Origin of the sequence: Vibrio vulnificus NBRC 15645 = ATCC 27562, from assembly GCF_002224265.1 — a bacterium.
In the GTDB taxonomy this organism is placed as follows: domain Bacteria; phylum Pseudomonadota; class Gammaproteobacteria; order Enterobacterales; family Vibrionaceae; genus Vibrio; species Vibrio vulnificus.
Genome location: NZ_CP012881.1, coordinates 1,536,690 through 1,556,260 on the forward strand (window position 1 = coordinate 1,536,690; position 19,571 = coordinate 1,556,260).

Annotated in this window: 13 protein-coding genes, 2 tRNA genes, 3 rRNA genes and 1 pseudogene; 10 read left to right on the forward strand and 9 right to left on the reverse strand. The window is 47.7% G+C overall.

Annotation, left to right across the window (positions count from 1 at the left end; translation table 11 throughout):
* Nucleotides 1-76: 76 nt before the first annotated feature.
* Nucleotides 77-1,180 carry a 5-(carboxyamino)imidazole ribonucleotide synthase gene (locus AOT11_RS07100; protein WP_089529794.1) on the reverse strand — a complete coding sequence of 368 codons (1,104 nt, stop codon included), beginning with the start codon at nucleotides 1,178-1,180 and terminating at the stop codon, nucleotides 77-79.
* Nucleotides 1,181-1,183: 3 nt separating this feature from the next.
* Nucleotides 1,184-1,669 (reverse strand): 5-(carboxyamino)imidazole ribonucleotide mutase, encoded by a 486-nt coding sequence (gene purE / locus AOT11_RS07105; RefSeq protein WP_017420266.1) that lies wholly within the window; start codon nucleotides 1,667-1,669, stop codon nucleotides 1,184-1,186.
* Nucleotides 1,670-1,849: 180 nt separating this feature from the next.
* Between purE and tsaC the strand changes: the two genes are divergently transcribed.
* The 4 genes from tsaC to AOT11_RS07125 all read left to right on the forward strand — a co-directional run bounded on the left by tsaC (nucleotide 1,850) and on the right by AOT11_RS07125 (nucleotide 4,566).
* The gene (tsaC, locus tag AOT11_RS07110) at nucleotides 1,850-2,407 is read left to right on the forward strand and encodes an L-threonylcarbamoyladenylate synthase type 1 TsaC (protein WP_026050282.1); all 558 of its coding nucleotides are present in this window, start codon (nucleotides 1,850-1,852) and stop codon (nucleotides 2,405-2,407) included.
* Nucleotides 2,408-2,435: 28 nt separating this feature from the next.
* Nucleotides 2,436-3,353, forward strand: coding sequence for an oxygen-dependent coproporphyrinogen oxidase (hemF, locus tag AOT11_RS07115; protein WP_017420267.1), 918 nt, complete (start codon nucleotides 2,436-2,438; stop codon nucleotides 3,351-3,353).
* Between the two features lie 112 nt (nucleotides 3,354-3,465).
* The gene (aroE, locus tag AOT11_RS07120; RefSeq protein ID WP_017420268.1) at nucleotides 3,466-4,299 is read left to right on the forward strand and encodes a shikimate dehydrogenase; all 834 of its coding nucleotides are present in this window, start codon (nucleotides 3,466-3,468) and stop codon (nucleotides 4,297-4,299) included.
* A 3-nt stretch (nucleotides 4,300-4,302) separates the two neighbouring features.
* Nucleotides 4,303-4,566, forward strand: a complete 264-nt coding sequence (locus AOT11_RS07125) for a DUF1488 family protein (RefSeq protein WP_011079091.1) — start codon at nucleotides 4,303-4,305, stop codon at nucleotides 4,564-4,566.
* 1 nt (nucleotide 4,567) lies between these two features.
* Here the strand turns inward: AOT11_RS07125 and AOT11_RS07130 are convergent, their stop codons facing one another.
* Nucleotides 4,568-5,122 (reverse strand): gamma carbonic anhydrase family protein, encoded by a 555-nt coding sequence (locus tag AOT11_RS07130; protein ID WP_026050283.1) that lies wholly within the window; start codon nucleotides 5,120-5,122, stop codon nucleotides 4,568-4,570.
* Nucleotides 5,123-5,597: 475 nt separating this feature from the next.
* On the opposite strand from AOT11_RS07130, the gene AOT11_RS07135 reads away from it, so the two are divergent.
* From AOT11_RS07135 to AOT11_RS07155, 5 genes are all read left to right on the forward strand, one after another.
* A 16S ribosomal RNA gene (locus tag AOT11_RS07135) occupies nucleotides 5,598-7,140 on the forward strand.
* 67 nt (nucleotides 7,141-7,207) lie between these two features.
* Nucleotides 7,208-7,283, forward strand: a tRNA-Glu gene (locus AOT11_RS07140).
* Between the two features lie 279 nt (nucleotides 7,284-7,562).
* Nucleotides 7,563-10,450, forward strand: a 23S ribosomal RNA gene (locus AOT11_RS07145).
* 89 nt (nucleotides 10,451-10,539) lie between these two features.
* A 5S ribosomal RNA gene (gene rrf / locus AOT11_RS07150) occupies nucleotides 10,540-10,655 on the forward strand.
* Together the 16S, 23S and 5S rRNA genes with 2 tRNA genes alongside form the textbook arrangement of a ribosomal RNA operon.
* A gap of 30 nt (nucleotides 10,656-10,685) precedes the next feature.
* Nucleotides 10,686-10,762 (forward strand) — tRNA-Asp (locus AOT11_RS07155).
* A 121-nt stretch (nucleotides 10,763-10,883) separates the two neighbouring features.
* Here AOT11_RS07155 and AOT11_RS07160 read toward each other — a convergent pair.
* Nucleotides 10,884-11,501: pseudogene (locus AOT11_RS07160) on the reverse strand (IS630 family transposase); the annotation flags it as partial.
* Nucleotides 11,502-11,623: 122 nt separating this feature from the next.
* Nucleotides 11,624-12,514, reverse strand: coding sequence for an HTH-type transcriptional activator IlvY (ilvY, locus tag AOT11_RS07165; RefSeq protein WP_026050284.1), 891 nt, complete (start codon nucleotides 12,512-12,514; stop codon nucleotides 11,624-11,626).
* A gap of 141 nt (nucleotides 12,515-12,655) precedes the next feature.
* Here ilvY and ilvC point away from each other — a divergent pair, with 141 nt between their 5' ends.
* On the forward strand, nucleotides 12,656-14,140 hold the full coding sequence (ilvC, locus tag AOT11_RS07170) for a ketol-acid reductoisomerase (protein WP_011079096.1): 1,485 nt from the start codon (nucleotides 12,656-12,658) through the stop codon (nucleotides 14,138-14,140).
* A 196-nt stretch (nucleotides 14,141-14,336) separates the two neighbouring features.
* Here the strand turns inward: ilvC and ubiK are convergent, their stop codons facing one another.
* The 4 genes from ubiK to AOT11_RS07190 form a co-directional block, all read right to left on the reverse strand.
* Nucleotides 14,337-14,588, reverse strand: coding sequence for a ubiquinone biosynthesis accessory factor UbiK (gene ubiK, locus AOT11_RS07175; RefSeq protein ID WP_017420446.1), 252 nt, complete (start codon nucleotides 14,586-14,588; stop codon nucleotides 14,337-14,339).
* A 145-nt stretch (nucleotides 14,589-14,733) separates the two neighbouring features.
* Entirely contained in the window at nucleotides 14,734-17,853 is a 3,120-nt protein-coding gene (vmeD, locus tag AOT11_RS07180) for a multidrug efflux RND transporter permease subunit VmeD (RefSeq protein WP_017420445.1), read from the reverse strand.
* A gap of 11 nt (nucleotides 17,854-17,864) precedes the next feature.
* Entirely contained in the window at nucleotides 17,865-18,971 is a 1,107-nt protein-coding gene (locus AOT11_RS07185; protein ID WP_089529795.1) for an efflux RND transporter periplasmic adaptor subunit, read from the reverse strand.
* 17 nt (nucleotides 18,972-18,988) lie between these two features.
* The gene (locus tag AOT11_RS07190) at nucleotides 18,989-19,570 is read right to left on the reverse strand and encodes a TetR/AcrR family transcriptional regulator (protein ID WP_017420443.1); all 582 of its coding nucleotides are present in this window, start codon (nucleotides 19,568-19,570) and stop codon (nucleotides 18,989-18,991) included.
* Between the last annotated feature and the right edge of the window lies 1 nt (nucleotide 19,571).

Genomic DNA, 19,571 nt, shown 5'->3' on the forward strand with positions numbered 1-19,571 from the left:
GTCAACCGATCCTTATCTGATCTACATTGCGCACATGGCGACCCTTTTGCTATCTGTTTAAAAGCCGAAAGGGCGACTACGCTTGCCACTTTTTGGCAAACTCATGTACCGCTGGAAAGGCTTTCTCATCCAATACATTGGCGAGAGCACAAAGGCGGCGCTGCAGCTCTCCGCTGTAATCACCACACACGTTGATATGGCCCATTTTTCGGCCTGCGCGTTTCTCTTTGCCATACCAATGAATATGACAACCGTCCATCGCCATCACGCTTGCGGGCAGAGTATCTTCACCAAGGATGTTGATCATTGAGGTTTCACGAACCAGCTTAGTGCTACCAAGTGGTAAACCACAAACGGTGCGCAAGTGATTTTCAAACTGGCAAGTTTCGGCTCCTTGCTGGGTCCAATGGCCGGAGTTATGTACTCGAGGTGCAATTTCATTGACTAACAATTGTCCGTCGACATCGAAAAATTCAAGCGCCAACACACCAACGTAATTCAGTGTTTCAGCGACAGCAGTAAACATGTGTTGTGCTTGCTCTTGCAGCTCTGGTGAGTCAATCGCCGTTGAAAGGCTTAACACGCCATTGACGTGAATGTTTTCTGCCAGTGGGTAGACTTCGATCTGCCCTTCTTTACCACGAGCGCCAATCAATGAAACTTCACGTTGAAATGGAACAAATTCTTCAGCGACAATCGCTTGATTTGGCGTAGCCGCGATACAAGCTTCCATCTCTTGCCAAAGGGTTTCAATTTGCGCGGCATCTTTCAAACGCCATTGCCCTTTACCATCATAGCCACCTAATGCGCTCTTTAGCACCATTGGCATGCCAACGTGCTCAATCGCTTTATTGAAGTCTTCACGCGTTTCAATGACGTAGTAATTGGCATTGCGTACCCCCGCATTGTCGAGCAAGGCTTTTTCCAAACGACGATCACCACCTGCCTTTATCGCCTCACTGCTTGGAAGAAACTTGCCACTTGCTTGGCAGATCGCCAATACGTCATGAGGAATGTGTTCAATCGCTTGCTCTAAGCCGTGACCAAGAAGATGCAACGTCAAAGGATGAACGACATCACCCGTTGTCACATCATAGGCAGAAATCTGGATATTCAAAGGCGCACCAGCTAATGACATCATACGTGCTAATTGTCCAGCGCCCAGAACCAATACGTGCATGATTTAGTCCTCTGCAGGATTCGGGTTAGCAAGGACGCTTGCTGTTTGTTCTTGGCGGAAGGACTCAACTTTGGCCATGATATTTTCGTCGTGAGTTCCAAGGATTTGCGCAGCGAGAAGACCAGCGTTCGCTGCACCAGCTTCACCAATTGCCAATGTCCCTACTGCGATGCCTTTTGGCATTTGCACAATAGAGTAGAGAGAGTCGAGCCCTGATAACGCGCGTGATTGCACGGGTACGCCCAAAACGGGCAAGCTGGTAAATGCCGCCGCCATGCCAGGTAAATGCGCCGCGCCACCTGCACCAGCAATAATCACTTTCAACCCACGCTCTTTGGCGGTTGAGGCATATTCAGCAAGGAGATGAGGAGTTCGATGTGCTGAAACTACTTTGGTTTCGTATTTCACGCCAAATCTGTCCAGCATTTCTGCTGCTAGTTTCATGGTTGGCCAATCCGATTTAGAACCCATGATGATACCGACTTTCATCTCAAACTCCTTCAAGCTGCATAATTGGGTGAGCTGATCAATTTTGTGCGCATTATACGAGGTTTTTTACCGCAAGCAAACGTTTGCGTTTGGGTGAAAGCTACCACGCGCGTTTTTCGCTGGCATTCGGCGGGTTATTGGCTTATTTGTAGTAGGTTGAGTGTCTAGAGAGAAGAAGCGGTGAGTAATTTACAGCAAGTCGTGAAGGCGTTAAAGCAAGGTCAAGTGGTGGCTTACCCGACAGAGGGCGTGTTTGGCTTAGGTTGCGATCCTGATAATGAGGTGGCCGTTGAGCGTCTTCTGACGATTAAACAGCGACCCAGAGATAAAGGCTTGATTTTGATCGCCGCTGATTTTCAACAGCTTCAACCGTATCTCGATTTAACAAGTTTGTCATCGGAGCAACTTCAGAGAGTTTTCGCCACTTGGCCAGGTCCTTATACATGGGTAATGCCAGCAAGTGCACGAGCGTCGGCGCTCGTCACAGGTTATCGCCAGACCGTTGCGGTTCGTGTGAGTGATCATCCTTTGGTACAAAAGTTGTGCAGTGAGTATGGAAAGCCGCTAACCTCTACCAGTGCGAATTTGTCAGGCCAAACGGAATGTAAAACCGTTGAGCAGGTTCAAGGTCAATTGGGCAACCAGATCTCCGCCATTTTGCTTGGTGAGATTGGTGAGCGCCATCGACCCAGTGAAATCCGCGATGCTCGTACAGAACAATTATTAAGACAGGGATAACCCTGCTCAGCTTCAAAAGGTAGTTTAGATGTCCACAATAGATAAAGACGCCGTCAAGCTTTACTTGATGCAGTTACAAGATCAAATTTGTCAACGACTGGAACAAGAAGATGGCAAAGCAACATTTATAGAAGATGCTTGGCATCGAGAGCCAGGAGACCGATTAGGTGGCGGTGGCCGAACACGCGTAATGCGTGATGGCAACGTGTTTGAGCAAGGGGGGGTTAACTTCTCCCATGTGCAGGGTAGTGCAATGCCAGCTTCTGCAACGGCGCATCGTCCAGAATTGGCTGGGCGCCGATTCGAAGCCATGGGCGTTTCTCTCGTCATGCATCCTCACAATCCTTACGTTCCGACATCGCATGCAAACGTGCGTTTCTTCATTGCTGAAAAAGAGGGGGAAGCACCGATCTGGTGGTTTGGTGGTGGGTTTGACTTAACTCCGTTCTATCCGTTTGAAGAGGATTGCCAATTTTGGCACAACACCGCCAAGGAAGTGTGTGCGCCCTTTGGTGCTGATGTGTATCCGCAGCATAAAGCTTGGTGTGATGACTATTTCTATTTGCCTCACCGCGGTGAAACGCGAGGTATCGGCGGCCTATTTTTTGATGACCTCAATCTGTGGGAGTTTGAGAAGTGCTTTGACTACATCAAAGCTGTTGGTGAAGGGTATTGCGATGCTTACTTACCCATTGTTGAACGTCGTAAAGCCACAGAGTATGGCGAGCGTGAACGTGAGTTCCAGTTGTATCGCCGTGGCCGCTATGTTGAGTTTAACCTAGTGTATGATCGCGGGACTTTGTTTGGCTTGCAAAGTGGTGGGCGTACCGAGTCGATTTTGATGTCGATGCCGCCACTGGCTCGCTGGGAATACAGCTATGAACCACAAACTGGTTCACCAGAAGCGGACCTTTACCAGCATTACTTAAAACCGAGAGAATGGTAAGCAAGGAATCTCCTCTTTTCTATATAGATAGATAGTGATAGGGTCATCGTTAATCAGGTGGCCCTGTTTTCTCTATAGTTAAGCAAGCGGTAAGAACAACAAAGGTAAGGAAATGACTCAACAAATCGATCGTTATGCTGTGTTTGGCAACCCTATCGGACACAGTAAATCGCCATTTATTCACACCTTGTTTGCCCGCCAAACCAACCAGTCTTTAATCTACACAGCAGAAAGCGCGCCAAAAGAGGGCTTTGTTGAGGCAATGAAAGCGTTTTTTGCTGAAGGGGGAAAAGGGTGCAATGTGACCTTACCTTTTAAGGAAGAGGCGTATCAGTTTGCGAGTCGTTTAACGGAGCGAGCCCAATTGGCTGGTGCAGTGAACACACTAAAAAAACTGGATGATGGTGACATCATTGGTGACAACACTGATGGCGCAGGCCTTGTGCAAGATTTGTTGCAGCACCAAGTTGTGTTAGAAGGAGCACGTATTCTAGTGATAGGAGCAGGGGGCGCAGCTCGTGGCGTGCTTAAACCGCTACTCGACCAGAAGCCAGTCTCTCTCACCATTACGAATCGTACTTTCTCTAAAGCCGAAGAACTGGCTGCATTGTTTGCTGCTTATGGGTCTGTTACTGCAAAAGAGATGAAAACAGTGAATGAAGAGTACGATGTTATTATCAACTCTACGTCTGCATCATTGAGTGGTGAGTTGCCAGCTCTTTCTTCCTCTATATTCGCCGCCAACAGTACTAGCTACGACATGATGTATGGCAAGGGCGATACCACCTTCAATCAATGGGCTAAGCAACACGGCGCTGCTCATGCCTATGACGGGTTGGGTATGCTAGTTGGGCAAGCTGCCGAAAGTTTCATGCTATGGCGAGGGTTGCGTCCCGGGTCTAAACAAATCTTGCGCGAGTTAAGAAAAAATCTTGAAGGGCTATAAGCGATGAATCAAGCCATCTTATTTCCAGACATGCAATCTTGGGATGAAGCATCACAATCCGTGAATTTTGCAGCGCAACAATCGGGTGCACTCATAGAGTGTTTTGTGGCGAAACATAAGCTAGAAAAGTTATCTGGCTTAGAGCTAGATACTGAGCAAGCCGTGATCGCTGCTTTTATTGATTACCGATTTGATCTGGAAGAAATAGCTGAAGAGTTAATAGAAGATGAAGCCTTCAATGAAGAAGGCCATATCATTATCGACTAACTCACCTTTCATGAAGGTCTTTTACTTCATTTAAATAGTCATTCTTGTTTTGGACATAGTTGTCCGCTGACTTTTGTAAAAAAGCGCGTTCTTTTTCTGACAGAGGACGGGCTTGTTTTACTGGGCTACCGACATAAAGATAACCGCTCTCTAATCTTTTTCCTGGTGGCACTAGGCTGCCCGCGCCAATCATCACGTCTGATTCAACCACGACAGCATCTAAAACAATCGCCCCCATACCAACCAATACACGATCGTGAATATCGCAGCCGTGCAGCATCACTTTGTGGCCAATGGTCACGTCATTACCAATCAGCAAAGGGTAGCCATGAGGATTTTCTGCGTTTTTATGGGTCACGTGCAGCACGCTGCCATCTTGAATGTTGGTGCGAGCTCCGATGTGGATATGGTTAACATCGCCACGTGCCGCAACCAATGGCCAAATACTCGAATCGTCACCTATTCGAATATCACCGACAATGACAGAGGTTGAATCGATATAGACGCGTTCGCCTATTTGGGGATGAATGCCTTTGTAACTTCTAATCGAACTCATTTTTCCTCCTTATAAAGCCTTATCAATGGTGATATCGAGTGAGAAGAGTAGCAAAAACTCACCGTTTAGAATAAAAAACACTCAAACGATAGAAAAATCAAAAAAAACGTGAAAAAGGGCTTGCCAACGTGACGCCGATCTCTATAATGCCACCTCGCTGAAACGGCAAGGCTTCGTAAGAAACCAGAGCCCATCAGCCAAGGCATTTAGCCAGGTGAATCACCTGAAAAAAGTTTTGAAAAAAGTGGTTGACACTAAAACTTAACTCGCTAAAATGGCCGCCTCTTCCGAAGTGATGCGATTCACAAAAGAAGAAAGCTCTTTAACAATATAAACCTATCAATCTGTGTGGGCACTCGTTGATGATAATCCAAAAGATTTATCAATGAACTGAGTGACCAAAACGATACTAAGTATCGGCACAGTCAATTTATTCAGTATTCATTGAGCTGAAGCGAAAGCTTCAAAAAACTTTTAATTGAAGAGTTTGATCATGGCTCAGATTGAACGCTGGCGGCAGGCCTAACACATGCAAGTCGAGCGGCAGCACAGAGAAACTTGTTTCTCGGGTGGCGAGCGGCGGACGGGTGAGTAATGCCTGGGAAATTGCCCTGATGTGGGGGATAACCATTGGAAACGATGGCTAATACCGCATGATAGCTTCGGCTCAAAGAGGGGGACCTTCGGGCCTCTCGCGTCAGGATATGCCCAGGTGGGATTAGCTAGTTGGTGAGGTAAGGGCTCACCAAGGCGACGATCCCTAGCTGGTCTGAGAGGATGATCAGCCACACTGGAACTGAGACACGGTCCAGACTCCTACGGGAGGCAGCAGTGGGGAATATTGCACAATGGGCGCAAGCCTGATGCAGCCATGCCGCGTGTGTGAAGAAGGCCTTCGGGTTGTAAAGCACTTTCAGTCGTGAGGAAGGTGGTAGTGTTAATAGCACTATCATTTGACGTTAGCGACAGAAGAAGCACCGGCTAACTCCGTGCCAGCAGCCGCGGTAATACGGAGGGTGCGAGCGTTAATCGGAATTACTGGGCGTAAAGCGCATGCAGGTGGTTTGTTAAGTCAGATGTGAAAGCCCGGGGCTCAACCTCGGAACTGCATTTGAAACTGGCAGACTAGAGTACTGTAGAGGGGGGTAGAATTTCAGGTGTAGCGGTGAAATGCGTAGAGATCTGAAGGAATACCGGTGGCGAAGGCGGCCCCCTGGACAGATACTGACACTCAGATGCGAAAGCGTGGGGAGCAAACAGGATTAGATACCCTGGTAGTCCACGCTGTAAACGATGTCTACTTGGAGGTTGTGGCCTTGAGCCGTGGCTTTCGGAGCTAACGCGTTAAGTAGACCGCCTGGGGAGTACGGTCGCAAGATTAAAACTCAAATGAATTGACGGGGGCCCGCACAAGCGGTGGAGCATGTGGTTTAATTCGATGCAACGCGAAGAACCTTACCTACTCTTGACATCCAGAGAATCTAGCGGAGACGCTGGAGTGCCTTCGGGAACTCTGAGACAGGTGCTGCATGGCTGTCGTCAGCTCGTGTTGTGAAATGTTGGGTTAAGTCCCGCAACGAGCGCAACCCTTATCCTTGTTTGCCAGCGAGTAATGTCGGGAACTCCAGGGAGACTGCCGGTGATAAACCGGAGGAAGGTGGGGACGACGTCAAGTCATCATGGCCCTTACGAGTAGGGCTACACACGTGCTACAATGGCGCATACAGAGGGCGGCCAACTTGCGAAAGTGAGCGAATCCCAAAAAGTGCGTCGTAGTCCGGATTGGAGTCTGCAACTCGACTCCATGAAGTCGGAATCGCTAGTAATCGTGGATCAGAATGCCACGGTGAATACGTTCCCGGGCCTTGTACACACCGCCCGTCACACCATGGGAGTGGGCTGCAAAAGAAGTGGGTAGTTTAACCTTCGGGAGGACGCTCACCACTTTGTGGTTCATGACTGGGGTGAAGTCGTAACAAGGTAGCGCTAGGGGAACCTGGCGCTGGATCACCTCCTTATACGATGATTATTGCGATGAGTGTTCACACAGATTGATATGGTTTAGAAAGTTTAGAGTATCTTAGTGTCCCGTTCGTCTAGAGGCCTAGGACACCGCCCTTTCACGGCGGTAACAGGGGTTCGACTCCCCTACGGGATACCATCTTTAAGCATTCTTACGAGTGTGTTTAAACATGGTTTTCATTAGAAAATCTGCTCTTTAACAATTTGGAAAGCTGACAAAACAACAATTTATTGTTGTTTGTAAAGTTCTCAATGTTTGTCTTTAAGACAAACACCAACAAACACATTCAAGTGTTCTTGGGAATGTCACTTTTAGTGACTATTCGAAATTGAGTCCGGCAAAATCAACGCTATCTCGCTCATTCAAATAATGAGATAGCAACTTTGGTTGTTTAACAAAGACCCTTTGGGGTTGTATGGTTAAGTGACTAAGCGTACACGGTGGATGCCTTGGCAGTCAGAGGCGATGAAGGACGTAGTAACTTGCGATAAGCGTAGATGAGGCAGTAACAGCCACTTGAGTCTACGATTTCCGAATGGGGAAACCCACTGGCATAAGCCAGTATCATTGAGTGAATACATAGCTCAATGAAGCGAACCGGGAGAACTGAAACATCTAAGTACCCCGAGGAAAAGAAATCAACCGAGATTCCGAAAGTAGCGGCGAGCGAAATTGGATTAGCCCTTAAGCTTTACATGTGTTAGACGAACGGTCTGGAAAGTCCGACGATACAGGGTGATAGTCCCGTAGTTGTAGATGCATGTTCAGTGAAATCGAGTAGGGCGGGACACGTGTTATCCTGTCTGAATATGGGGGGACCATCCTCCAAGGCTAAATACTCCTGACTGACCGATAGTGAACCAGTACCGTGAGGGAAAGGCGAAAAGAACCCCTGTGAGGGGAGTGAAATAGAACCTGAAACCGTGTACGTACAAGCAGTAGGAGCACCTTCGTGGTGTGACTGCGTACCTTTTGTATAATGGGTCAGCGACTTATATTCAGTGGCAAGGTTAACCATCTAGGGGAGCCGTAGGGAAACCGAGTCTTAACTGGGCGCCATAGTCTCTGGATATAGACCCGAAACCGAGTGATCTAGCCATGGGCAGGTTGAAGGTTGAGTAACATCAACTGGAGGACCGAACCGACTAATGTTGAAAAATTAGCGGATGACTTGTGGCTAGGGGTGAAAGGCCAATCAAACTCGGAGATAGCTGGTTCTCCCCGAAAGCTATTTAGGTAGCGCCTCGGACGAATACTACTGGGGGTAGAGCACTGTTAAGGCTAGGGGGTCATCCCGACTTACCAACCCTTTGCAAACTCCGAATACCAGTAAGTACTATCCGGGAGACACACGGCGGGTGCTAACGTCCGTCGTGGAGAGGGAAACAACCCAGACCGCCAGCTAAGGTCCCAAATTACAGCTAAGTGGGAAACGATGTGGGAAGGCTTAGACAGCTAGGATGTTGGCTTAGAAGCAGCCATCATTTAAAGAAAGCGTAATAGCTCACTAGTCGAGTCGGCCTGCGCGGAAGATGTAACGGGGCTAAGTTGTAAACCGAAGCTGCGGCAATGTTCTATGAACATTGGGTAGGGGAGCGTTCTGTAAGCCGTTGAAGGTGTGTTGTAAAGCATGCTGGAGGTATCAGAAGTGCGAATGCTGACATGAGTAACGACAAGGGGGGTGAAAAACCTCCCCGCCGGAAGACCAAGGGTTCCTGTCCAACGTTAATCGGGGCAGGGTAAGTCGACCCCTAAGGCGAGGCTGAAAAGCGTAGTCGATGGGAAACGGGTTAATATTCCCGTACTTCTTACAATTGCGATGGGGGGACGGAGAAGGCTAGGTGGGCCTGGCGACGGTTGTCCAGGTTCAAGTGCGTAGGCTGAGTGTTTAGGTAAATCCGGACACTCTTAAGGCTGAGACACGACGTCGAGCTACTACGGTAGTGAAGTCATTGATGCCATGCTTCCAGGAAAAGCCTCTAAGCTTCAGATTGTAAGGAATCGTACCCCAAACCGACACAGGTGGTCGGGTAGAGAATACCAAGGCGCTTGAGAGAACTCGGGTGAAGGAACTAGGCAAAATGGTACCGTAACTTCGGGAGAAGGTACGCTCTTGATGGTGAAGTCCCTTGCGGATGGAGCTGACGAGAGTCGCAGATACCAGGTGGCTGCAACTGTTTATTAAAAACACAGCACTGTGCAAAATCGTAAGATGACGTATACGGTGTGACGCCTGCCCGGTGCCGGAAGGTTAATTGATGGGGTTAGCGTAAGCGAAGCTCTTGATCGAAGCCCCGGTAAACGGCGGCCGTAACTATAACGGTCCTAAGGTAGCGAAATTCCTTGTCGGGTAAGTTCCGACCTGCACGAATGGCGTAATGATGGCCACGCTGTCTCCACCCGAGACTCAGTGAAATTGAAATCGCTGTGAAGATGCAGTGTACCCGCGGCTAGACGGAAAGACCCCGTGAACCTTTACTACAGCTTGGCACTGAACATTGAACCTACATGTGTAGGATAGGTGGGAGGCTTTGAAGACGTGACGCCAGTTGCGTTGGAGCCGTCCTTGAAATACCACCCTTGTATGTTTGATGTTCTAACGTTGGCCCCTAATCGGGGTTGCGGACAGTGCCTGGTGGGTAGTTTGACTGGGGCGGTCTCCTCCCAAAGAGTAACGGAGGAGCACGAAGGTGGGCTAATCACGGTTGGACATCGTGAGGTTAGTGCAATGGCATAAGCCCGCTTAACTGCGAGAATGACGGTTCGAGCAGGTGCGAAAGCAGGTCATAGTGATCCGGTGGTTCTGAATGGAAGGGCCATCGCTCAACGGATAAAAGGTACTCCGGGGATAACAGGCTGATACCGCCCAAGAGTTCATATCGACGGCGGTGTTTGGCACCTCGATGTCGGCTCATCACATCCTGGGGCTGAAGTCGGTCCCAAGGGTATGGCTGTTCGCCATTTAAAGTGGTACGCGAGCTGGGTTTAGAACGTCGTGAGACAGTTCGGTCCCTATCTGCCGTGGGCGTTGGAAGATTGAAGGGGGCTGCTCCTAGTACGAGAGGACCGGAGTGGACGAACCTCTGGTGTTCGGGTTGTGTCGCCAGACGCATTGCCCGGTAGCTAAGTTCGGAATCGATAACCGCTGAAAGCATCTAAGCGGGAAGCGAGCCCTGAGATGAGTCTTCCCTGATACTTTAAGTATCCTAAAGGGTTGTTCGAGACTAGAACGTTGATAGGCAGGGTGTGTAAGCGCTGTGAGGCGTTGAGCTAACCTGTACTAATTGCCCGTGAGGCTTAACCATACAACACCCAAAGGGTTTTGATGGACTCAAAGCAAGAACGAATTGAATGTGTAGAGAACGCAGACAGCTTTCCGAATTTTAAGAATTTGCTTGGCGACCATAGCGTTTTGGACCCACCTGAACCCATTCCGAACTCAGAAGTGAAACGAAATAGCGTCGATGGTAGTGTGGGGTTTCCCCATGTGAGAGTAGAACATCGCCAGGCTTTTAATTTAGACTTAGGTCTAACCAGTGCGGAGCGGTAGTTCAGTTGGTTAGAATACCGGCCTGTCACGCCGGGGGTCGCGGGTTCGAGTCCCGTCCGCTCCGCCACTTATTTAGAAACCCAGTCTTCGGACTGGGTTTTGTCGTTTTCAGCGTGATGAATTTTTCTTTCAAGGGAATGCATCTTGCTCATGTCATACCAATCTGGAAAATTAACTGTCAGGTCTATCCATCTTCTCGAGCACATCTGTCTGACTCTGGCCGAACATTCCAAAAAACTCTTCCAAGCCCTACATACTTTGGAGACAATGTCTTCGTAATCCGCAAAAGATGGATTGGCGAGATAGTGTTGTCTTAACCCACTCCACACTTGTTCTATCGGGTTTAGCTCTGGAGAATAGGTTGGGAGCTTGATGATACTGACATTATCAAATGGCTCAGCAATGTCATTGGTATGCCAACCATAATGACCACTGCGTGACGACCTTTTTCGGTCACCGCGGAGATCTGCTTCAGATGCTCAACCATAATGTTCTTGTTAACCCAAGGAACGACCATGGCCTCGCCAATACCTCTAGCGGGACATACTGAGCCAAACAAACACGCATGTTCAAACTGCTGCTGTTTTAGCACTCTTGGTCTTGAGCCACGCTCAGCCCAAAGTCGAGTTGTCGTGTTTTGCTGGGCGACTCGTTCTTGGTTTCTCTTGCAGTCCTTCAAGCCCTTCTTCAAGGAATGTTTGTACCCATTTATTCACACTGGTTCTACTTACCTTCAGGAACTTAGCTATTTGGGTTCGAGAGTGACCATCTTTAAAATGGGCCAATGTGAGTAATCACATCTTCATTTGAATAGATTTTTGTTGGCTAGCAAGTTTTTTGAAATCAATGTTATTGAGACTGTCAATAGTGTCATTTATCACGAAGAAGTAACAGCCTCAATTAGATCATATTTTTAGTTAGGTTGGTATTAAATCACGATGTATTTACTTTCAGCGACTTTCCACAAGGCTTGAATTAGGGGATTTTCGAGCTGAGATTTGATGCAGCATACTCCCAGCTCAAAAGGTTTAATGGGAGCGACTTTTAATCTCTGTATTTTCTCTTTGACTGGGCTGTTATTGATCACAACATCTGGCGCAATACCGATCCCACATCCCAAAGCGACCATACTCACAATCGCTTCATGACCTGAAACCTGAGCATAAATATTGGGTTTAATTTTCATCTTCTTAAACCAAGTATTAGCCCTTTCTCTAGCGGTACCGGCTTCAGGAACTATATAGGGGATCGAAGACCAATCAGGTTTATCGCTATTCATTTCATCCGTGAAACTGCTCACTCCTTGAGGGGCAATTACAGAGAGCGGAATTTCGCTGATGGGCTCAAAAGCTACTTTTGCAGGTACTGTGTCTGGCTTGGCGGAAATAGCAATATCAGCCTCTCCATTCAGTATTTTATCCATGGCTTGTGCAGGATCACCGGTAGATATTTTGAACTCAATGAAAGGATGTTGTAGTCGAAATTCAGAAAGAAGTTCTGGTAAGTGGCTATAGCTGGCGGTGACGGAACAAAATAAGCGTATTTCCCCTTTGAGTTCGGTTTCTGAATAACGATTTTGTAATTGATACTGCTGCCATTCGTTAAGCATTTTAAGCGCAACTGGCATCAATTTTTTACCGGCAGGTGTTATATCAACACTACGATTGTCTCTGGTGAAGAGTTGTTGGTTCGTTTCCTCTTCTAGCTTTTGAATTTGACGACTGAGCGCGGATGGACTGATGTGCATTGCTGCTGCCGTCTTGGCAAAGTTCTTACTATCACAGAGGTGAATGAATAACTGTAAGCTTTTGATGTTCATTGTATATGTTCTTCCGCGTTGCATTATTTGCAATTACTAATTGTGAATATATCACTTTGAGCAACTTAAAGTCTGCTTTAGTATGAATTCATTCGGTGAGTAACCACCGACCATGATGGATGAATTTTAAGGAGAGCCCTGATGGCGAACTATTTCAATACTTTGAACCTTCGTGAGCAACTAGACCAATTGGGTCGTTGTCGTTTTATGGATCGCAGTGAATTCGCTACAGAGGCGGATTATCTAAAGGGTAAAAAAGTCGTCATCGTAGGTTGTGGTGCGCAAGGTCTAAACCAAGGTCTAAACATGCGTGACTCCGGTCTTGATGTTGCTTACGCACTGCGTCAAGCTGCGATTGATGAGCAGCGTCAATCATACAAAAATGCGAAAGAGAACGGTTTTGAAGTGGGTAGTTACGAAACGCTGATCCCTCAAGCTGATCTTGTTGTTAACTTGACGCCAGATAAACAGCACACCAATGTGGTGGAAACGGTAATGCCTCTGATGAAAGAAGGTGCGGCTCTAGGCTACTCACACGGTTTTAACGTTGTTGAAGAAGGCATGCAAATCCGTAAAGACCTGACGGTTGTTATGGTGGCGCCTAAGTGTCCTGGTACAGAAGTTCGTGAAGAATACAAACGCGGCTTTGGTGTTCCTACATTGATTGCTGTTCACCCAGAAAACGATCCAAAGGGTGAAGGTTGGGACATTGCGAAAGCTTGGGCGGCTGCGACTGGCGGTCATCGTGCAGGTTGTCTAGAGTCTTCTTTTGTTGCTGAAGTGAAATCAGACTTGATGGGTGAGCAAACCATCCTGTGTGGCATGCTTCAAGCGGGTTCTATCGTATGTTACGAGAAGATGGTTGCGGAAGGCATTGACCCAGGTTACGCAGGTAAATTACTGCAGTACGGTTGGGAAACCATTACTGAAGCACTGAAGTTTGGTGGTATCACTCATATGATGGACCGTCTATCAAACCCAGCGAAGATCAAAGCATTTGAGCTTTCTGAAGAGCTGAAGGATTTGATGCGTCCTCTGTACAACAAACATATGGATGACATTATCTCAGGTCACTTCTCTAGCACTATGATGGCTGATTGGGCGAATGATGATGCAAATCTGCTAGGCTGGCGTGCTGAAACGGGTGAAACGGCATTCGAAAATTACCCATCAACGGATGTTGAAATCTCTGAGCAAGAGTATTTTGATAACGGTATCTTAATGGTTGCTATGGTTCGTGCTGGTGTTGAACTTGCGTTTGAAGCAATGACGGCTTCTGGCATTATCGACGAATCGGCTTACTACGAGTCGCTGCATGAGTTACCACTTATCGCAAATACGATTGCACGTAAGCGTCTATACGAAATGAACGTGGTTATCTCAGACACAGCGGAATACGGTAACTACCTGTTTGCTAATGTGGCAACACCGCTACTTCGTGAGAAGTTTATGCCGTCGGTCGGGACAGATGTGATTGGTAAGGGGTTAGGTGAAACCTCTAATCAAGTTGATAACGCGACGCTCATTGCCGTCAATGAAACTATCCGCAATCACCCTGTTGAGTACATCGGTGAAGAGCTGCGTGGTTACATGACTGACATGAAACGCATCGCTGTTGGTGGCTAAGTCTCGTTTATCCACCTATCCTCATTCTAGTGTCTAAAAAGGGCGCTAACAAAACTCCAGACAGACTGGGGTGATAAATACAAAAGAAAACACAACATGTAATTAAAAGGCTTGGTCTCTGACCAAGCCTTTTGTTTATTCGCTTATTGATGCTTTAGCACCAAGAAAAAATGCCCCTAACAGTAGCGTTTTGGGATTACTTATCAGCGAGCTTTTCTTCAAGCTCTGACAGTTTCTTTTCCATCTCGCTTAGCTTTTGACGAGTGCGCAGTAAGACTTGCGTTTGCACATCAAACTCTTCACGGCTAACCACATCAAGCTTGTTGAGTTGGCCTTGAATGACTTGACGGATTTTTTGATCCACATCTGCACCTAAATCCTTAACGGGTTGTGGCATAGAGTCGTGAATTTGTTTTGCAATCTGCTCAATTTTCTTTGGGTCAAACATGAGGTAGCTCCTGATTTCTTTGTTGGTATTCTATGTAATTGACTGGCGAAAGTCGCTATCTCCAGCGTAAAAAAGCGACACAGATGTGGCGTGAAAAGTAACAAAAAGGCCGCATAAGCGGCCTTTCGTTTATATTGCATCGCAATTACTGTTCTGCGATTTGGCGTTGAGCGGCTTTTGCTTCATCCACTCGAGCGAGTTTTTCCAAATCTTTATCTTCTACGAATACAGGTAGCGGTTTGTGTTTTTCAGCGAGGTAGCTGTAAATCACAGGCAACACGAATAACGTAAACAGTGTACCAATCGCTAGACCAGCTACGATAACGATACCGATGCTGAAGCGTTGAGCTGCGCCAGCGCCCGTTGCATACATTAGTGGGATCAAACCAGCAATCATTGCCGCTGTTGTCATTAGGATAGGACGAAGACGCACTTTCGCCGCTTCCATGACCGCTTCAATGCGTGAACGCTTGTTATGTAGCTGCTCTTCTTTGGCCACCTCACAAATCAAGATACCGTGTTTAGTGATCAAACCTACCAAGGTAATCAGACCCACTTGCGAGTAAATGTTCATCGTCGCAAGCCCCCATGCTAACGCAATCAGAGCACCACAAATCGCCAGTGGCACCGATACCATGATAACGATTGGATCGCGAATCGATTCAAACTGAATCGCCAATACCAAGAAGATAATTGCCAAAGCAAGACCAAAGGTGGCGTACAAGGCGCTGCCTTCTGTAACAAACTGACGAGCTTCACCCATGTAGTCATGGTTGTAGCCAGTCGGTAGTTTGCTGCTAGCAATGTTTTCGAACCAATTGATGGCATCACCCATCGCTGTGCCTGGTGAAGGAACTGCACCGACGGTAGCCGAGTTCAACTGGTTGAAGTGAGGCAATGAGCGCGGTTCAGCGATCACATCAATAGTGATCAAGCTACCCAGTGGCACCGCTTTGCCATCGGCAGCGCGTACATAGTAGTTCTTCATCGACTCAGGGTTTAGACGCCATTTACGTTCCACTTGCGGGATCACTTCGTAAGAGCGGCCATTCAGGTCGATACGGTTGACGTAACCATCGGCCATCATAGTGCCTAGCGTGATACCAATATCTTGCATGGTGACGCCATATGCGCCCGCTTTGTCTTTGTCGATCTTGATTTTCATCGTCGCAGAGTCGTATTTCAGATCCAAATCTGAATAAACAAACAATGGACTTGAAGTCACTTCCGTCAGAATGTCACTGGCGATGGTGTACAAGCTTTCAAAGCTATTTGGTGTGGTAATCACGAACTGAATTGGTAGACCAGAGCCTGCGCCTGGAAGTTCTGGCATTTGGAAAGCCGTCACTGCCATACCTGGAACATTGGAAACCAAACCACCAACACGCTTAGTGATTTCCGCTTGGCTCGCTTCACGTTGGCTCCATGGCTTCAATGTTGCTAGACCAAAGGCTTGGTTCGAGTTTGGCACCCCAGTAAACACCTGAGCAAACTCAACCTCTGGCTGATCAGACAGAATTTTGTTTACGTCATTCATGGTGTTTTGTAGGTAATCCAAGTTTGCGTTAGATGGGCCAGTACCCATTAACATCACCACGCCTTTATCTTCTGAAGGTGCCAATTCACTTGGAATGAACTTAAACAAAACAGGGAGCGTACCAAAAACAATCAGTGCGAAACCGATCACCACAGGGCGATGGTCCATGACCGCTTTGAGCATTTTTTCGTAGCGGTTGGTCATGCCATCTAGCACGTGATGCACTTTCTCTTCAAATTTGCTTGGCTTTTCATGCGCCTTTAGCATCTTCGAACACATCATTGGCGATAGTGTTAACGCGATAATACCGGATACAAATACCGAACCCGCAAGGGTCAGAGCAAACTCTTTAAACAGCGAACCAGTGATGCCTCCCATGAGCGCAATCGGTGCGTACACCGCGCCCAGTGTGAGCGTCATGGCGATAACCGGTACCGCAATTTCACGCGTACCAATGATGGCCGCACGGAATGGTGATTCACCCTCTTTGATGTGGCGGTCGACGTTTTCTAGTACGACGATCGCATCATCCACTACTAGGCCGATAGCCAAAACCATCGCCAGCAGCGTCATCAGGTTCCACGAGAACCCCATCGCTTGCATCACCATAGCCACACCGATCAACGACAGTGGAATGGTGACGATAGGGATGATAACGGCGCGGAACGATCCCAAGAATAGGGTGATCACCACCAGTACGATCACAGCCGCTTCAACAATGGTTTTCACGACTTCGTGAATGGACTCATTGATGGCGATGGTCGAGTCGTACATCACGTTCATCTTAATATTGCTAGGCAGGTTGCGCTCTAGCTGAGGAAGCAGTTGAAGAACATCTGCCGCAATGTTAATTGGGTTGGCACTTGGTGCTGCGTTGATTGCGGCCACCACGGCTTCTTGGCCGTTTGCACTGGCGCGATAAACATCGTGGCTTTTTTCTAGTGTGACTTTTGCGATATCGCCCAAGCGAATCACTTCACCATCACCCGATTTTACCACCAAGTTTTCCAGCTCTTGTACGTTTGAGACCTGAGTATCGGCACTGCCGTTGTACAGGACAAATTCACCCGTTACCTGACCCGTTGCCGATTGGTAGTTGTTGGCGTTGAGTACGCCCATCACGTCGGTTGCGGTGAGGCGTAGTGCGCCCATTTTGGCCGGATCCAGCCACACACGTAACGCGTATTTCAAACCCCCATAGAGGTCAACTTTCGATACACCATTGATGGTAAAAAGTTGTGGGTTAATCACGCGCTCTAGGTAGTCCGTGATTTGGCTTGATGACAGCTCATCACTGGTGAAGCCGATATACAACACCGCCGTTGTCGACCCCGTCGACATGGTCACGGTTGGGTCTTCGGCTTCTTTTGGTAACTGTGAGCGAACCGAGTTAGTTTTGGCCAAAATATCCGCCAAGGCAGCATTTGGATCCGTATTGAGCTTCATGTTCACCGTGATGGTGGATTTACCCAGCACCGATTGCGAGGTCATGTAGTCAATATTATCTGCCTGCGCAACGGCTTGCTCCAAAGGTTGAGTAATGAAACCTTGGATCAAGTCAGCACTGGCGCCGTAGTAACTGGTGGTTACCGTTACGACGGTATTGGTCATTTCAGGGTATTCTCGCACCTGCATCTTGAACACCGCTTGTAAACCAAGCAAGGCGATCAAAAAGCTGATGGATACCGCTAAAACTGGACGTTTTATAAAAACATCAGTAAAGCGCATGATGCCTCCAATTACAGCATAGGGGTTTCAGCCGGAGGTGTAATCGCGTCGCTTTCGACAACACGAACCTTGGCATCGTTACTCAAGCGAACCTGGCCAGATGTCACCACCTGATCACCCACTTTTACGCCGTCGAGAATGTGTGCGATATTCCCAGTGCGTTCACCCACTTTCACCACATGTTGTTTCACACGCTGCACGCCGTCTTCTTCCGTTAGAATGTAAACATTGTCACCGTAGAGCGTAAATGTGATCGCCGTTTGTGGCAGTGTGACTTGGTCTTCTACTTTTGGCAGAATGATGTTAGCGCGGGCAAACATACCGCTGCGAAGCTTACCATCACTGTTAGGAATATCGGCTTGAACTTGAATCAAACCACTTTGGATATTGACAGCGGGTTCAATCGCGGTGATTGAGCCTTTGAATGGGTTTTGCGGATAAGCATCGACAAAAATATCCACTTCCTGGCCAAGATTGATGCGAGAAATATCGTTTTGCGGCACGGTAAAACGCAAGCGCATCACGCTGGTGTCTTCCAAACGTACGATATCAGAACCTGCTTGTAGGTATTGGCCTAGGTAAACATTACGAATACCAATGACGCCTGAAAATGGCGCTTTGATTTCACGGCGTGCAATCGAAGCTTTCAAGCTTTCAATATCGGCTTTTAACGAGTAGTAATTGGCTTCGGCTTCATCGTACGCTTCTTTTGAAATCGAGCCTTTTTTGAAGAGGCCTTGATAGCGTTTGTACTTCGCTTCTGCTGCTGGCAGTTTTGCTTCACTGCTCTTCAGGTTGGCTTTTTCTACATCAGAGTCGAGCAGAACAAGCGGTTGGCCTTCTTTCACTTGTGTGCCTGATTCAAAGCGGATCTGTTTAATGACACCGCTGGTTTCATTGGCAATCGTCACACCTTGGTTGGGTTCGATAAAACCGATCGCTTCAATCACAGGCACCCAGTCGACCGGTTTCACTTCTGTGACCGTTACTGGGAACTCTGGCTCAGGACGATTTGCCAGGTATTCGGCAATTTTCTTTTGTTTGAAGAGGTTGAAACCTATCACACTGCCGAATAGCAGAATGGCGATAAGTAACATAAAAAAGGTCCACTTTTTCATTCGATTAAGAACTCCAATTAGTGATTAATGATTGCATCCCAGCTGGCTTCGATGGCAGCTTCAAGCGCCTTATCATCCAGTTGGTAAAAGCCTAATGCGTGTTTTTTCGCTAGCCTGACGCTGGTCTCCAAACTTAGACCAAACAAAATTTCGTTATCCAGCGTTTTGAACACCCCTTGCTCCTTGCCCATATCGAACATTAAAGCAACTTGGTGAAACATTTTCTTTTCTAGCTCGCGGGTTTTGTGGCTATTCGAGCAAGGTAGTGATTCGTACTGAATACGGTTGCTCAAAGTAGACAAGTTTGAAGCCGCTAAATTCCATGTGTTTAGCCACATGGTGCGATATTGTTGTTTCAAAGGCATATCACGGGTTACGTTGGCTTGAATCGCCGTGGCAACTCGTTGAGTAATACGTAGCCTGAGCTCATCCAGCAGGTGTTCTTTATCGTCAAAATAACGATAAATCGTACCTGCTGCGACGCCCGCTTCTTTGGCTAATTTACTCATCGATAGCCCCTGAAAACCGGACTCCGCAATCAACTTCTCTGCCGCAGCAAGGATTTGTTGTTGCTTGTCGTTCTGCTCTTCAGATGACATG

Coding starts and splice junctions, on each gene's coding strand:
- aroE (WP_017420268.1), top strand. CDS start 3,466: ATGACTCAACAAATCGATCGTTATGCTGTGTTTGGCAACCCTATCGGA.
- ilvY (WP_026050284.1), bottom strand. CDS start 12,514: ATGAACATCAAAAGCTTACAGTTATTCATTCACCTCTGTGATAGTAAG.
- AOT11_RS07100 (WP_089529794.1), bottom strand. CDS start 1,180: ATGCACGTATTGGTTCTGGGCGCTGGACAATTAGCACGTATGATGTCA.
- AOT11_RS07190 (WP_017420443.1), bottom strand. CDS start 19,570: ATGTCATCTGAAGAGCAGAACGACAAGCAACAACAAATCCTTGCTGCG.
- AOT11_RS07125 (WP_011079091.1), top strand. CDS start 4,303: ATGAATCAAGCCATCTTATTTCCAGACATGCAATCTTGGGATGAAGCA.
- AOT11_RS07130 (WP_026050283.1), bottom strand. CDS start 5,122: ATGAGTTCGATTAGAAGTTACAAAGGCATTCATCCCCAAATAGGCGAA.
- ubiK (WP_017420446.1), bottom strand. CDS start 14,588: ATGTTTGACCCAAAGAAAATTGAGCAGATTGCAAAACAAATTCACGAC.
- purE (WP_017420266.1), bottom strand. CDS start 1,669: ATGAAAGTCGGTATCATCATGGGTTCTAAATCGGATTGGCCAACCATG.
- hemF (WP_017420267.1), top strand. CDS start 2,436: ATGTCCACAATAGATAAAGACGCCGTCAAGCTTTACTTGATGCAGTTA.
- ilvC (WP_011079096.1), top strand. CDS start 12,656: ATGGCGAACTATTTCAATACTTTGAACCTTCGTGAGCAACTAGACCAA.
- vmeD (WP_017420445.1), bottom strand. CDS start 17,853: ATGCGCTTTACTGATGTTTTTATAAAACGTCCAGTTTTAGCGGTATCC.
- AOT11_RS07185 (WP_089529795.1), bottom strand. CDS start 18,971: ATGAAAAAGTGGACCTTTTTTATGTTACTTATCGCCATTCTGCTATTC.